Raw genomic sequence first — 14,095 nt, 5'->3', positions numbered from 1 at the left:
GCTCGCCGACGGCCGACCATTGGCCGGCATGCGCCGGGCCCGTATGCTGTAGCCTCTCCCTGCTGCCAAGGCCCCACACATGCCTCGTCCGCTCCTGCTTCCGCTGGTCGCCCTCGCCGTGCTCATCGGCCTGGCCGTCGGCTGGCAGTGGCTGGCCAGTGAGGACCTTCTCACCGTCGCCATGCTGCAGCGCCTGGTCCAGGGGTCCCTGGCCTGGCGCGACGCGCCCTGGGCAGTGCTGGTGGTGATGGCCGTCTACGCCGGGGCGTCGCTGGTGATGTTCCCGCTCAGCCTGCTGGTAGCGCTGACCGGGCTGCTGTTCGGCCCCTGGTGGGGCTTCGCCCATGCCCTGGCAGGCACCCTCGCGGCCTCGGTGCTGACCTGGTGGGTGGGTCGCCGGGTGGGCCGCGAGGCGCTGATGCGCCACGGTGGCCGGCGCCTGCGCGGCCTCTCGCGCTACCTCTCGGGGCGCGGCATCCGCACCATGACCCTGGTCAACCTGCTGCCGCTGGCGCCCTTCACGCTGACCAACATGATGGCCGGGGCCTTCCACCTGCGCTTTCGCGACTACATGATCGGCTCTCTGCTGGGCATCGCACCGGGGCTGGCCGGGGTCACCCTGCTGGGTAGCCAGCTGGGCGAGCTGGCCACCGCCGAGAGCCGCGGCGAGCTGCTCTGGGCCGCCGCTGGCCTGCTGGTGGGGATCGCCCTGCTGGCGGGCCTCAAGGCCTGGTCCGGTCGGCGCCGCCGCGCCCGCTGACGGGAGCTACTTGCGCGGCACCTCGCTCTCGTCCTCCGCCCGGTGGCCAGGCCACCAGGCGGGCCGCTCCTGCTGCCACTCCTCCTGCACCAGGTGGCGCAACAGGCGACCACGATAGCAGAGCATCTGCCACTCGGCCCCCAGCCGGTAGCGCACCCGCTCCCAGCCCCCCTCGTCGGCATGGGTGAAGGGGCCGCCCCGGGCGATAGCGCGGCGATATACCGCCAGGCAACGCTCGGCGCAACGTGCCTCGTCATAGCCGGCGGCAGTCTCGAGGGCGGCCACGGCCAGCGGCCGGCGGACGCGGGGGTCCGCCAGGGTGACCAGCGCCTCGGCCATGGCCTCGACGTCGTCCTCGGCGAGCAGCCGCCCGTTGTGGCCATCGACCACCACCTCGCGCACCCCGGCGGCATCGATGGCCACCACGGGCAGCCCTGCCGCCATGGCCTCGGCCACCACCATGCCCTGGGTCTCGCTGTGGGAGGCGAAGGCGAAGACGTCCATGGCGTGGTAGGCATCGATCAACGCCTGGCCCTGCAGGCGACCGGTGAAGTGGACGCGATCCTTGACGCCCTGGATGCCGAACACCTCCTGCATGACATGACCGGCCTCACCGTCTCCCACCACCAGGAAATGCGCCTCGGGCTCGCGCATCAGCGCCTCGGCCACCGCCCCAGCCAGGAATGCCAGGTTCTTCTCCAGCGCCAGGCGGCCCAGGTGGCCGATCACGTAGGCGGCCGTGGGAATGCCGAGTCGGTCGCGCCAGCGCCCCTCGTCGCCGCTGGCAAACCGCACGGTATCCACGCCGCTCGGCACCACGCTGATGTGGGGATTGGCCTCGCGCCGGCGCAGCAGGTCACGGATGCTCTCGCTGGGTGCGATCACCTCGTCGCACAGCCAGGTGTACTGGGTGGCGAGCGCCACCGCGAAGCGCTGCATGCGCGGCGAGTCGCCGGGCACGTAGTGGGTGTAGTGCTCATAGAGGGTGTGATGGGTGAAGATCAGCGGCAGGCCGTAGGTCTCCGCCGCCCGGGCGGCCGTATCGCCCAGCAGGAAAGGGTGGTGGGCATGCACGATATCGGGATCGAAGGCCTCGATCGCCTCGTGGAGCTGGCCGGGAATCGGCACCGGCAGCGAGAAGTCGCTACCGTTGAAGTGCTGCACCGCCACCACCCGCACCACGTCGCGCTCCCCCCGCGGCTGCCCCTCCAGGCGCGGCGCCACCACCAGTACCCGGTGGCCGGCGACCTGCAGCTGGCGCTTGAGCCGTTGCACCGACTCGCTGACCCCGCCGACGATGGGCAAGTAGGTATTGGTGAACATCAGCACATTCACGGGAACAAGGCTCCTCGACTGGCGGTGGCGACATTCTGCCGGGAAGGCACCCGGCTGGCCATCTCCTGTTCAAGATAGGCGACGAAGGCCCGGATGCGCGCCGGCACGTGTCGGTGCTGGCGGTAGACGGCATGGAAGTCGGCGCGCACGCCCTGCCAGTCGGGCAGCAGCTCGACCAGGCGACCGCGAGCCAAGTGCTCGTGCACATCCCACCAGGAGCGCAGCGCGATGCCGTGCCCCTCCAGTGCCAGTTGCATGATCACCTCGCCGTCGTTGCTGGCCAGCGGGCCGGCCACCTTCACCGCCTGTTCCACCGCGGGGTCGTCGCGGCGCTGGAAACGCCACACGGCGAAGTCGCTGTCGTTCTCACGCAGCAGCAGGCACGCCTGCCCCGAGAGGTCCGCCGGCGAGCGCAGCGTCGGCAGGGTCGCCACCCGGGCGGGGGCGGCACACAGCACACGACGGTTGGCGAGGATCCGGCGGGCCACCAGCCGCGAGTCCGGTGGCTCGCCCACGCGGATGCCGATGTCGAAGGCCTGGTCGCCCAGGCTCAGCGGGAAGCCGGAGAGCTCCAGGCTCACCTCGATGCCGGGGTGGTCCCGGCAGAAGGCCGAGAGCAGCGGGGCCACATGGCGACGGCCGAAGCCGAAGGTGGCGTTGACCCGCAGCGGGCCGGAGAGCTCGGCACGATGCTCGCCGAGGGACTCCTCGAGCTCGCTGAGCTCCTCGAGGATCATCCCGCCCCGCGCCAGGTAGCGCTCGCCCTCGGCGGTCAGCGCCAGGCGCCGCGTGGTGCGGCTGGCCAGTTCGACGCCCAGCCGGGCCTCGAGTTGCTTGAGGCGCTTGCTCACCGCCGACAGCGACAGGCCCAGTTCGCGGGCGGTGGCGGTGAGGCTGCCGGCATGGGCCAGGCGGCGGAAGAAGGCCAGGTCATCGAGGGGGGTCATGCCATTCTCCACTCTTTCTCAACAATGAGTTGAATGGTACCCCGATTATCTTTCCTGCGTGCAGGACTAGACTGGCAGGCACTACCCATGCTTCCCAGGAGGAATTCCATGTCCCATCGCATCGCCGTCATTCCCGGCGACGGCATCGGCAAGGAGGTGATGCCCGAGGGGCTGCGCGCCCTCGAGGCCGCCGCCGCGCGCTTCGGCATCGACCTGAGCCTCGAGCACTTCGACTTCGCCAGCTGCGACTACTACGCCGAGCACGGCCAGATGCTGCCCGACGACTGGTTCGAGCAGCTCAAGGACGCCGATGCCATCTTCTACGGGGCCGTGGGCTGGCCGGAGACCGTACCCGACCACATCTCCCTGTGGGGCTCGCTGCTGCAGTTCCGTCGCCGCTTCGACCAGTACGTCAACCTGCGTCCCTGCAAGCTGCTGCCCGGCGTGAAGAGCCCGCTGGCGGGCCGCGCGCCCGGCGACATCGATTTCTACGTGGTGCGCGAGAACACCGAGGGCGAGTATTCCAGCGTCGGCGGCAAGATGTTCGAGGGCACCGAGCGCGAGGTGGTGATCCAGGAGACCGTGATGACCCGCACCGGGGTCGACCGGGTGCTGAAGTACGCCTATGAGCTGGCCCAGTCGCGCCCCCGAAAGAAGCTCACCTCGGCCACCAAGTCCAACGGCATCGCCATCACCATGCCCTGGTGGGACGAGCGCGTGAAGGCGATGGGCGTGCACTACCCCGAGGTGTCGGTGGACCAGTTCCATATCGACATCCTCACCGCCAACTTCGTGATGCACCCCGACTGGTTCGATGTGGTGGTGGCCAGCAACCTGTTCGGCGACATCCTCTCCGACCTGGGGCCGGCCTGCACCGGCACCATCGGCGTGGCCCCCTCGGCCAACATCAACCCGGACGGCCTCTTCCCGAGCCTCTTCGAGCCGGTCCACGGCAGCGCCCCGGACATCGCCGGCAAGGGCATCGCCAACCCCATCGGCCAGGTCTGGTCCGCCGCCATGATGCTCGAGCACCTGGGCCACCCGGAAGCCGGCCAGGCCATCGTCGATGCCTTCGAGGCGGTGCTCGCCGCGGGTGACAAGGCGGTGCTGACGCCGGATGTCGGCGGCCAGGGCACCACCGAGGCCCTGGGCCGCGCCATCGCCGAACGCATCGCCGGCTGAACCGCCCGCCACCAACGACAAGGCCCCACCCGGCGCTCCTTCACGGAGCAACCGGGCGGGGCCTGATTCGTGGCAGGGCTTGGTGAGGCCGGCGTCAGCCAGCCAGCTTCGCGGCGATGCGTGCCACGTGTTCACCCTGGAAGCGGGCGATCTTGAGCTCTCGGTCGTCGGGCTGGCGGGACCCATCGCCACCGGCAATGGTGGAGGCACCATAGGGATTGCCGCCGCCAGCCTGGTCGAAGATGTACTGCTCGCCGATGCCATAGCCCAGCGGCACAATCAGCATGCCCTGATGGGCCAGGGTGTGCCAGAAGGAGGTGATGGTGGTCTCCTGGCCACCGCCAGTGCCAGTGGAGGTGAAGACGCTCGCCACCTTGCCACGTAGCTTGCCACCCGCCCAGAGGCCCCCGGTCTGGTCGAGGAAGGTGCGCATCTGGGCGGACATGTTGCCGAAGCGAGTCGGGGTCCCGAAGATCACGGCATCATATTCTGCTAGCTCCCCTGGGCTCGCTTCGGGCGTATCGAAGGACTGACCTCCGGCCTTGGCGAAGGCCTCGGCGTCCATGGTCTCGGGCACCCGCTTGAGGGTGACCTCGACGCCCTCGACGCCGCTTGCCCCTTCGGCCACGGTGCGGGCCAGGGTATCGATATGGCCGTACATGGAGTGATAGACCACCAGTATTCGAGTCATTCGCTCGCCTCCTCTTGCGGTTCCGTCGTGTGATGATTCCTAGTGTAGAATCGACGGAAACGAAAGGAAGCGAAGAAATTCGACGCTATCGATCGAAATTATCGAAACGTCAGGCCCTGCGCCACACCCCCTCGAAGATCCGCACCCGGTCCGCGGCCAGGTTGTCGCGCAGGTTTCGCCCCATCTCGGCGAAAGCTTCGCCGAAGATCAGCCCCGGCCCGGGCGGGCGCGGATTTTCACCCTGGGCCCTGTCACTTTCATCCGACCGACCCTCGCCCTTGAGTCCAACGGCGACGGACGGGATGGTGTCGCCAGCCACCACAACATCGACAACAGGTGCCCCCATGCCTTCCGACATGAGCCTCGAGCAGTTCTTCGCCCGCCTCTGGGACGACTACACCGCCATGACGCCCCAGGCGAGCCGCATCCATGACGCCCTGGTCGCCGATGGCGAGACCATCGTCAACGACCATGTGGCCTTTCGCACCTTCGACCGCGGCCCCCTTCGCCTGGCCGACCTGGAGCCCCACCTGCTGGCGCTGGGCTACACCCGGCTGGAGCCCTACGACTTCGAGGCCAAGAAGCTGCGTGCCTGGGGCTACCTGCCGCCGCGGGCGGACCAGCCCAGGGTCTTCCTCTCGGAGCTGAAGTGCCGCGAGCTCTCGGCGCCTGCCCAGGAGATCATCGACGAGCTGGTGGGCCAGATCGACCCTGCCCGGATCGCCTCGCCCGAGGTGCTCTGGGCCGGCCGTCTCTGGGAGACACCGACCTGGGGGGAATACCGGACCCTGGCGGAGGAGAGCGAGTACGCCGCCTGGCTGTCGATCATCGGGCTGCGGGCCAACCACTTCACGATCAGCGTCAACCACCTGCGCCGCCACGACAGCCTGGAGAAGCTGCTGGCGAGGGTCGAGTCGCTGGGGCTGTCTATCAACGCGTCCGGCGGACGCATCAAGGGCTCCCCCGAGGTACTGCTGGAGCAGGCCTCGACGCTCGCCGACCGCATGCCCTTCACTTTCTCCGGCGGCCGAGTCGAGGAGATCCCCACCTGCTACTACGAGTTCGCCCGGCGCTACCCGGATGCCGAGGGTCGGCTCTACCAGGGCTTCGTCGCCGCCAGCGCCGACCGGATCTTCGAGTCCACCGACGCCCGTCCCGATCATGCTGGCTGAGTGGCTCGACCAGGGCCTGGAAGGACGCACCCCCTCCCGCGCCGAGGGCCGAGTCTCCGGGGGGCGTTTCCGGCTGGCCGCCCCGGGGGTGCTAGAACTCGCGCCGGACGCCCCCGCAACAGGGGCGAGGGCCTGCGTGCTCTCGGTCGGCGTCCACGGCAACGAGACGGCCCCCATGGAGCTGCTGGGCGAGAGCCTCGCCCGCCTGGAGGCCGGGCTGCTGCGCCTGGGGGCGCCGCTGCTGGTGATCCTGGGCAACCCCGAGGCGATACGGCGCGGCGAGCGCTATGTCGCCACCAACCTCAACCGGTTGTTCCGCCGCGACCTCGACGAGACGGGTGACGAACCCGACCGGGCCCGAGCGCTGATGGCCGCGGTAGACGCCTTCTACGCCCGCCACCCCGACCGGCCCCGCCTGCACTACGACCTGCACACGGCGATCCGCGACAGCCGCTTCCCGCGCTTCGTGGTCGAGCCCTTCGCCGAGACGCCGACGCCCCCCGAGCAGTGGCGCTGGCTGGCCGCCGCCGGCATCCAGGCGGTGCTCCACCAGCACCGCCACAGCTGGACCTTCTCGCACTACGCCAAGCACTACCATGGTGCGGCGGCCTTCACCCTGGAACTGGGCCGTGCCCTGCCGTTCGGCCACAACGACCTGGCGCCGCTGGCCCCCATGGGCCGGCTGCTCGAGGCGCTGGTCGAGGGCCGCGCGCCCGCCGAGGGCGACCCCGGGGCCATGACCTTCTTCCGCGCCCAACACGAGCTGCTGCGCCACGGCGAGGCGTTCCGGCTCTGCTTCCCCGACGATACGCCCAACTTCAGCGAGTTCCCGCCGGGCACCCGGCTGGCGGAAGACGCCGTCGCCGGCGAGACCCGCGTCGGCGACACCCCCCTGTCGGTGGTCTTTCCCAATGCCGACGTCGAGATCGGCGCCCGGGCGGCGCTGCTGGTGGTACCGAGCCCGCCACCGGACTGACGCCGTCCCCCGGCACCCCACAACAACAACCGCCAGGAGAATCCCCATGACCCATGCCATCCCCACCCCGGACCGAGGTAATATATCCGGCTGGTCGCGGTGCCCTTCCGGAAATCCTCCGGCCTGTTAGAATCGCCCTCTTTTTTGACTCCCGGTTTTGATGCCCGGTTTTGATCCCCGGCCCGCACCGGCCGACCCCTGATGCGGCGGACCGCCCACGATCTGGAGCCCGTTCCATGGCCGATACCCCGATTCCGCTGGAAGTGCGCGACATCACCAAGCGCTTCGGCGACACCGAGGTCCTCAAGGGCCTCTCCCTGAAGGCCCACAAGGGCGATGTGATCACGCTGATCGGTGCCTCCGGCTCCGGCAAGAGCACCTTCCTGCGCTGCATGAATCTGCTCGAGCAACCCGACGAGGGCGACCTGATCGTCCACGGCGAGGAGATCCGCTTCAAGCAGACCCGACACGGCCGTGAACCGGCCGACTGGAAGCAGGTCGTGCGCATGCGCGCCAAGCTCTCCATGGTCTTCCAGAGCTTCAACCTCTGGGCCCACATGACGCTGCTCGAGAACGTCATCGAGGCCCCGGTCCATGTGCTCGGCAAGCCCAAGAAGGAGGCCATCGCCCATGCCCGGCAGCTGCTCGAGCGGGTCGGCCTCGGCGAGCACGCCGACTACTACCCGGCGCAGATGTCCGGCGGCCAGCAGCAGCGCGGGGCCATCGCCAGGGCACTGGCCATGGACCCGGAGGTGATGCTCTTCGACGAGCCCACCTCGGCGCTGGACCCGGAGCTGGTCGGCGACGTGCTGAAGGTGATGCGCGACCTCGCCCAGGAGGGCCGCACCATGATCGTGGTCACCCACGAGATGGCCTTCGCCCGCGACGTCTCCTCCCAGGTGATCTATCTCCACCAGGGGCGGGTCGAGGAAGCCGGCCCGCCGGAGGAAGTGCTGGGCAACCCGCGCTCCGAGCGGCTCAAGCAGTTCCTGGCGCCCAAGCACTGAGGCGACCCGGACGAGGAGACTCCCATGATCGACCTGCACGGCTACGGCCCGCGCCTCGCCGAAGGCGCCCTGATCACCATCGAGCTGGCGGTGCTTTCGCTGATCCTTGCCATCGTGCTGGGACTGCTCACCGCCAGTGCCAAGATGTCGCGCAACTGGGTGGCCCACCGCATCGGCACCCTCTACACCACCGTCATCCGCGGCGTTCCCGACCTGGTGCTGATGATGCTGATGTTCTTCGGCGGCCAGATCGGCATCAACATGGTCACCGACCAGCTCTACGAGCGCTTCGGGTGGGACCTCTTCATCAACGTCAACGAGTTCGTCGCCGGCGTGATCACCATCGGGCTGATCTTCGGCGCCTACATGGGCGAGACATTTCGCGGCGCCTTCCTGGCAGTGGACAGCGGCCAGATCGAGGCCGGGCGCGCCTACGGCATGAACCACTGGCTGGTGTTCCAGCGCATCCGCTTCCCGCAGATGATGCGCCATGCCATTCCGGGGCTCTCCAACAACTGGATGGTACTGCTCAAGACCACCGCCCTGGTCTCGGTGATCGGCCTCACTGACATGGTCCGCGTGGCCGCCGAGGCCTCCAAGGCCACCCGCGAGCCCTTCACCTTCATGATCATCGTCGCCGCCGTCTACCTGCTGATCGCCACGGTCTCGGAGTGGGGCTTCGCGCGGCTGCAGAAACGCTATGACGTCGGCTACCGGGAGGCGGACTGATGGAAGCCCTGATGACCTGGCTGGAGGCCCAGCTCGCCGACAACAGCATCTTCACCCTGCAGACCCTCGGCTACTACGGCGAGGGCCTGGTCACCACCGTGCAGCTGGTGGCCCTGTCGCTGATCATCGGCCTGGTGATGGCGGTACCGCTGGCCATCGGCCGCGGCTCGAAGCATCGCTGGATCAGCCTGCCGATCTTCCTCTACTGCTACGTGTTCCGCGGCACGCCGCTGCTGGTCCAGCTCTACCTGATCTACTACGGCGTGGTGTTCGTCGAGGGGATCCAGGAGACCTGGCTGTGGGTGATCCTCGAGAAGCCCTTCGTGCCGGCACTGATCGCCTTCACCCTCAATACCGCGGCCTACACCACCGAGATCTTCCGCGGCGCCATCAAGTCCACGGCCCGGGGCGAGATCGAGGCGGCACGCGCCTATGGCATGTCCCGGGGGCTGATGCTGCGGCGTATCGTGCTGCCCAGCGCCTTCCGGCGCGCCCTGCCGGCCTACGGCAACGAGGTGATCTTCATGCTCCACGCCAGCGCCATCGCCAGCGTGGTCACCATCATGGATCTGACCGGGGCGGCCCGCTTCGTCTATGCGCGCTACTACGCGCCCTTCGATGCCTTCCTGTTCGTGGCGGCCATCTACCTCTGCCTGACGTTCGCCATCCTCTACCTGTTCCGCTATCTGGAACGGCGCCTGCTGGCGCACCTCAAGCCGGCCAGCGGCTGACAGACGACGACGGGGAGCGTAAAACAAGCGTTGGGAACCGGCGTTTGAAAGCGACCGGCTCCCCCTTCCGACGGGCCCGGGCATCCGCTATCGTGGTCGCGTCGTCACCCACGAGGTGACACCACCAACAACACGGGAAAACACCCCATGAAGCTACACAAGATCCTGAGTCTCGGCGTGTTCGGCGCCGCCCTGGTCGCTGGCAGCGCCAGTGCCGAGGTCCGCGACATCCGCATCGGCGTCGACGTGCCCTACGAGCCCATGGAGTTCCGCACTCCCGAGGGCGAGCTGACCGGCTTCGACATCGACCTGGGCAACGCCCTGTGTGCCGAGATCGGCATCCAGTGCGAGTGGGTCGTGCAAGGCTGGGACGGCATCATCCCCGGCCTCCAGGCGCGCAAGTACGACGCCATCATGTCCTCGATGACCATCAACGAGCAGCGTCGTGAGCAGGTCCTGTTCTCCGATCCCTACATCACTCCCCCGTCGGCCTGGTTCGCGCCCGGCGACGTCGAGATCGGCACCCCGTCCGAAGAAACCCTCGACGGCCTGACCCTCGGCGTGCAGCGCGGTACCCTGCAGGACAACTACGTGACCGACCTATACGGCGACGTGGCCGACGTCAACCGTTACGCCACCGCCGACGACATGGTGCTGGACATGGACTCGGGCCGCCTCGATGCGGTGTTCCTCGACTTCCCGATCGGCAAGTCCACCCTGCTCGACAGCGAGGCGGGCGACTACAAGCTGGTCGGCAAGAAGATCACCGAGCCCAAGGAGTACTTCGGCGAAGGCTTCGGCATCGCCTTCCGCCACCGTGACCAGGAGCTGGCCGAGGCCTTCAACGCGGCCCTGGCAACGCTGAAGGACAATGGTACCTACGACGAGATCCACGAAAGGTACTTCGGTGAATAAGTACTCCGGCACGGACTGAACCGAGCGACAGCCAGCCGACACGACCGGGGCCCCCAGGGGCCCCGGTCCGCTGTCCGGGCCCCGGTCCCGACCTTCAGGGCGGGGCCTGAGGGGCGCTCTCGCGCATCTCGATGGCCCGGCGCATGAAGGCCAGGATCCAGCGCACCATCAGGGTGTCATCCACCGACGCCGAGAGCGACGCCTCCCCCTCGCGCACCCGATGGTGGCCGACCAGGTCGGCGCGCTGCGCCATCAGGTCCCGGGAATAGGCGCGGGTGAACTCGGGATGTCCCTGCACGCCGAGGAAGTGCTCACCGAGCTGCATCAGGTAGGCCGGGCAGAAGTCGCTGCCGCCCAGCACCCGGGTGCCCTCCGGCAGCCGCGCCACCTGGTCCTGGTGGCTCACCAGCAGGTCAAGTCCCGGCTGCCAGGGCGCCATCCAGTCGGCCCGCTCGGTGACCTGGTTGAACGACATGCCCACGCCCCAGCCCTTGCCGCTCTTCGCTACCTCGCCGCCCAGCGCCCTGGCCATCAGCTGGTGGCCAAAGCAGATACCCACCAGCGGCTTGCCCGCCACCCAGAGGGCGCGCACGAAGGCCTCGAGCGCGGCGATCCAGGGCAGGTCGTCATTGACCCCGAACTTCGATCCCGTGGTCAACCAGGCGTCCACCGCCTCGACATCGTCGGGAATCTCGCCGTCCAGGCAGCGCCAGACCCTGAACGTCAGGCTCGGGTCCACGCGATGGAACAGTGCTTCGAACATTTCAGGATAGTTGCCGTGGGTCCCACGCAGCTCCGGCGCCACGTCATCACACTGCAGCAGTCCGATCACCATGCTCTTTCCTCTCCGCGTCATCTCGCCTTACTCTTGATGCCCACCGTCATGTCATGCCCACCGCCACGTCAGAGCCTGGCAGGGTCTATCAGCGCAGTACCCGCTTGACCAGCAGCGGCCCGAGGATCTCGAAGACCACGGTCGAGGCCACCACCGCCGCGAGCAGCATCGGGCCGTGTTCGGGAAATCGTTCGGCCGCGAGCAGTGCCATGCCCATCGCGACACCGGCCTGGGGGGTCAGCGCCAGGCCGAGGTTCCCCGGCAGCTCGGCCTGGCGCTCCCGAGCGAGGCGGACGCCGAGCAAGCCGCCCAGGTAGCGCCCCGCCAGGCGCAGCAGAATGTAGGCCAGGGTCAGGCCGAGGGCATCGCCGAATCGGTAGAGATCCATGCTGGCGCCCGAGAGCACGAAGAAGAATACCAGGAAAGGCCACTCGATCAGCTCGATCTCATTGAACGAACGCGTGTGGTGGCGGGAGAGATTGGCCACCAGAGCACCGGTGATCATCGCCGCCAGCAGGGACGAGACCCCGAGCCAGGACGAGATACCGGCCAGCAACAGGATCAGGGCCAAGGCTTCCACCTGGGTCGGCTCGCCCGGCGCCAGGCGCGATGAAATCCTGCGGATCGAAGATAACGTGCGTGGTGCCGTCGCGGTAGGGGTTTTTCGGCGAGTAACCGATGTCGCCGCGTGGTGTCAGGAACAGCCGCTTTCCTAATACGGGCGGACGGCAGCAGATGTAGCGGCACAGACGTTCCAGCTTGTCGCGCTGACTAGCCTTGACTGCCACCCCGGCATGTAACGAAAAGCCGGCCACGTTGCCGGGATCGTCGGCCGCCCAATCCTCCTCCAAATCTGTGGTCGGCAAGGTCTGGAGCGTAAACACCTTGCGACCCCGGTAGCGGCGGGGAACAGACCATGGAGCTGACCCTGACCGGCCGTGACACCATGCGCTTTCGCATGCTGCTGGGGCGAAAGGCGTTGGAAGACCGGTTTCTGGTCGACCCGGCCGGTTCCTACTTGGCCGGAAGCCCGCGCGGCTGACACTCAATCAAAGCTCTGGTCAGATGGTTCGATCGCCGCACGGACCAGATCGACCAGCCGTATGATTCCCACCAGCCGACTGTCTCCGTCGAGCACCGGGATATCCTCGATCCGCCGCTCCATGTATTTATGAAGGACATCGTGGACGTACTCGTCAAGTCGGGCCGAGATAAAGCGTTGATCCATGAACTCACGGACCGGTCCGCGCGCCACACGCTCAAGCAACTGGCGGCGGCTTTGCGTCGGCCGGTGAGCAGAGAGCAAAACGCCCGCCAGCCGGCGGAAGCCGAGGTGACCGACGACTCGCCGCTCGGCATCGGTGACATAGATATCGCGACATTCAGGCTCGCCCAGCATTGCGCGCGCCGCTTCCTCAAGCGAAGCATCACGTTCGACGGTCACCCCGGTTACGGTGTGCCCCTCCAACCAATCGGCAATCTTCATTTAGCTTCTCCTTCGGCCTATGCAGGCGGAATCCCCGACTCGACGCGAGCCGTCGCGCACCGAGATCGTATCGACCACTTCAGTCAGCGACATCGTTATGGCGATCCGGTTGATGACGATGTCACTGGGCAGTCTTCCCCTTCGGCGTGTTCTGGCAAAATTCACCAGCCCGACGCAGACCGTATCGCACCGAGATCGCTCCGACGGACTCAGTCAGCAAGGTGGTAGTTGCAATCAGGTTGACAATAATTTCGCCGGCCTGCGAGAACGTCGGATAATTCAACAGGAGTAGTGCCAGACCGATGGCCACGCCGCCCTGAGGGAACAGGCCGAAACCGATGTTCGACCAGATAGCTCGCGGCGCCCCGGCTAGTCGTGCGCCGCTTCCGCCCCCGACGAACAGGCCCATGGCACGTGCAACGAAGTAGGTCAACATCAGTGGCCAGTAGTCGATCACGGCCGAGGGAGCAAAATGCAGACCAGCAAAGGTGAAGAACAACACGAAGACGGTTTCCTCGAGATCCTCGATCGGCTCGAACAATCGCTCGGCATGCGGGCCACAAAACCAGCGCACCGAAAAGCCCAGCACCATCGCCGCCAGCAGCGCCGAGAACTCGGCCCAAGCGGCCAGCCCCACTGTCAGTAGGATCCCGCCCAACAATAGTGGGAGCAACATGCTCTGTTCGTGAAAGCAGCGCGACAGGCGTTCGATCAGAAAGCCGCTGCCCCAACCCACCAGCAACGCGGCACCGATCTCCCAGAAGGCCGTGCCCAGCGCCCCACCTAGCGACCCGCTACCGACAATCGCCATCACCAGCGCAAAAATGAGGATGCCGAGGGCATCGTCGATGGCCACCATGCCGAGCAGCGTGTTGGTCAATGGCCCGCACGCTCGGTACTGATGTACCACCGCCACGATGGCGGCAGGAGCCGTGGCAGGGGCGAGCGCACCGAGGACGAGCGCGAACGACCACAACGGCAGGTCGACCACCGTCATACCCAACAGCAGGACCGCCCCCACCACCACCAGAAAGGCGCCAGAGACTTCGCCCAGAGTCGCCCCGACGATGCTCCAGCCGAGACGATGCAACTGGCTGGGGCTGATCGCCCCGCCGATCACATAGGCAATGACCCCGAGGGCCACCGACACCAGCGGCTGGGTCCACTGAGTGTCGTGCATGCCCAGTTGGCCACCCAGGAGGCCGGGGGCAAAGAGCATGCCCACCAAGATGTAACCCACCACACGCGGCACACCGAACAGATGGCTCCCAAGCGCCCCAAAGGCAAGCCCAGAGAGCAACAACACCCCAATCAGCAGTATTTCCACGC

Annotated in this window: 17 protein-coding genes and 1 pseudogene; 9 read left to right on the top strand and 9 right to left on the bottom strand. The window is 67.4% G+C overall.

Annotated elements, in window-relative coordinates; genetic code table 11:
• The first annotated feature begins 79 nt into the window (after positions 1–79).
• Positions 80–760 carry a TVP38/TMEM64 family protein gene (locus OP498_RS10215; protein WP_280548039.1) on the top strand — a complete coding sequence of 227 codons (681 nt, stop codon included), beginning with the start codon at positions 80–82 and terminating at the stop codon, positions 758–760.
• A gap of 6 nt (positions 761–766) precedes the next feature.
• Here the strand turns inward: OP498_RS10215 and OP498_RS10210 are convergent, their stop codons facing one another.
• Both OP498_RS10210 and OP498_RS10205 read right to left on the bottom strand, forming a co-directional pair.
• Positions 767–2,095, bottom strand: coding sequence for a glycosyltransferase (locus OP498_RS10210; RefSeq protein ID WP_280548040.1), 1,329 nt, complete (start codon positions 2,093–2,095; stop codon positions 767–769).
• Positions 2,092–3,042, bottom strand: a complete 951-nt coding sequence (locus tag OP498_RS10205; RefSeq protein WP_280548041.1) for a LysR family transcriptional regulator — start codon at positions 3,040–3,042, stop codon at positions 2,092–2,094. The genes OP498_RS10210 and OP498_RS10205 overlap by 4 nt, the downstream gene beginning before the upstream one ends.
• A gap of 108 nt (positions 3,043–3,150) precedes the next feature.
• Here OP498_RS10205 and OP498_RS10200 point away from each other — a divergent pair, with 108 nt between their 5' ends.
• Complete coding sequence (locus tag OP498_RS10200) at positions 3,151–4,224, top strand: tartrate dehydrogenase (protein WP_280548042.1); 1,074 nt, start codon at positions 3,151–3,153, stop codon at positions 4,222–4,224.
• Positions 4,225–4,318: 94 nt separating this feature from the next.
• Here OP498_RS10200 and wrbA read toward each other — a convergent pair whose 3' ends face one another.
• Together wrbA and OP498_RS10190 are read right to left on the bottom strand one after the other, a co-directional pair.
• A complete protein-coding gene (gene wrbA / locus OP498_RS10195) occupies positions 4,319–4,915 on the bottom strand; it encodes an NAD(P)H:quinone oxidoreductase (RefSeq protein ID WP_280548043.1) in 597 nt (198 codons plus the stop codon).
• A gap of 109 nt (positions 4,916–5,024) precedes the next feature.
• Positions 5,025–5,273 carry a hypothetical protein gene (locus tag OP498_RS10190; RefSeq protein WP_280548044.1) on the bottom strand — a complete coding sequence of 83 codons (249 nt, stop codon included), beginning with the start codon at positions 5,271–5,273 and terminating at the stop codon, positions 5,025–5,027.
• On the opposite strand from OP498_RS10190, the gene OP498_RS10185 reads away from it, so the two are divergent.
• From OP498_RS10185 to OP498_RS10160, 6 genes are all read left to right on the top strand, one after another.
• Positions 5,260–6,087 carry a DUF1338 domain-containing protein gene (locus OP498_RS10185; protein WP_280548045.1) on the top strand — a complete coding sequence of 276 codons (828 nt, stop codon included), beginning with the start codon at positions 5,260–5,262 and terminating at the stop codon, positions 6,085–6,087. The genes OP498_RS10190 and OP498_RS10185 overlap by 14 nt on opposite strands.
• The gene (locus OP498_RS10180) at positions 6,077–7,063 is read left to right on the top strand and encodes a succinylglutamate desuccinylase (RefSeq protein ID WP_280548046.1); all 987 of its coding nucleotides are present in this window, start codon (positions 6,077–6,079) and stop codon (positions 7,061–7,063) included. Before OP498_RS10185 ends, OP498_RS10180 begins: the two co-directional genes overlap by 11 nt.
• Before the next feature lie 236 nt (positions 7,064–7,299).
• Positions 7,300–8,070, top strand: coding sequence for an ATP-binding cassette domain-containing protein (locus OP498_RS10175; protein ID WP_280548047.1), 771 nt, complete (start codon positions 7,300–7,302; stop codon positions 8,068–8,070).
• A gap of 24 nt (positions 8,071–8,094) precedes the next feature.
• Positions 8,095–8,799 (top strand): ABC transporter permease, encoded by a 705-nt coding sequence (locus OP498_RS10170; RefSeq protein ID WP_280548048.1) that lies wholly within the window; start codon positions 8,095–8,097, stop codon positions 8,797–8,799.
• Positions 8,799–9,530: an ABC transporter permease gene (locus OP498_RS10165; RefSeq protein ID WP_280548049.1), complete on the top strand. Its 732-nt coding sequence runs from the start codon at positions 8,799–8,801 to the stop codon at positions 9,528–9,530. The genes OP498_RS10170 and OP498_RS10165 overlap by 1 nt, the downstream gene beginning before the upstream one ends.
• 147 nt (positions 9,531–9,677) lie before the next feature.
• Entirely contained in the window at positions 9,678–10,445 is a 768-nt protein-coding gene (locus OP498_RS10160) for a transporter substrate-binding domain-containing protein (protein WP_280548050.1), read from the top strand.
• 94 nt (positions 10,446–10,539) lie between these two features.
• Here OP498_RS10160 and OP498_RS10155 read toward each other — a convergent pair whose 3' ends face one another.
• The 3 genes and pseudogenes from OP498_RS10155 to OP498_RS10145 all read right to left on the bottom strand — a co-directional run.
• Complete coding sequence (locus OP498_RS10155; RefSeq protein WP_280548051.1) at positions 10,540–11,280, bottom strand: gamma-glutamyl-gamma-aminobutyrate hydrolase family protein; 741 nt, start codon at positions 11,278–11,280, stop codon at positions 10,540–10,542.
• 88 nt (positions 11,281–11,368) lie between these two features.
• A complete protein-coding gene (locus tag OP498_RS10150) occupies positions 11,369–11,851 on the bottom strand; it encodes a cation:proton antiporter (RefSeq protein WP_280548052.1) in 483 nt (160 codons plus the stop codon).
• A gap of 34 nt (positions 11,852–11,885) precedes the next feature.
• A pseudogene (locus tag OP498_RS10145) lies at positions 11,886–12,173 on the bottom strand (transposase); the annotation flags it as partial.
• Between the two features lie 23 nt (positions 12,174–12,196).
• On the opposite strand from OP498_RS10145, the gene OP498_RS10140 reads away from it, so the two are divergent.
• On the top strand, positions 12,197–12,322 hold the full coding sequence (locus tag OP498_RS10140) for a RimK/LysX family protein (RefSeq protein ID WP_348533112.1): 126 nt from the start codon (positions 12,197–12,199) through the stop codon (positions 12,320–12,322).
• A 3-nt stretch (positions 12,323–12,325) separates the two neighbouring features.
• Here OP498_RS10140 and OP498_RS10135 read toward each other — a convergent pair whose 3' ends face one another.
• Positions 12,326–12,766: a CBS domain-containing protein gene (locus OP498_RS10135; protein ID WP_280548053.1), complete on the bottom strand. Its 441-nt coding sequence runs from the start codon at positions 12,764–12,766 to the stop codon at positions 12,326–12,328.
• 121 nt (positions 12,767–12,887) lie between these two features.
• The gene (locus OP498_RS10130) at positions 12,888–14,093 is read right to left on the bottom strand and encodes a cation:proton antiporter (RefSeq protein WP_280548054.1); all 1,206 of its coding nucleotides are present in this window, start codon (positions 14,091–14,093) and stop codon (positions 12,888–12,890) included.
• Positions 14,094–14,095 lie beyond the last annotated feature (2 nt).

This window comes from Halomonas sp. 25-S5 (assembly GCF_029889845.1).
In the GTDB taxonomy this organism is placed as follows: Bacteria; Pseudomonadota; Gammaproteobacteria; order Pseudomonadales; family Halomonadaceae; genus Halomonas.
The sequence above is the reverse complement of the archived record's forward strand: the minus strand, read 5'-3'. Positions and strand labels throughout refer to the sequence as shown.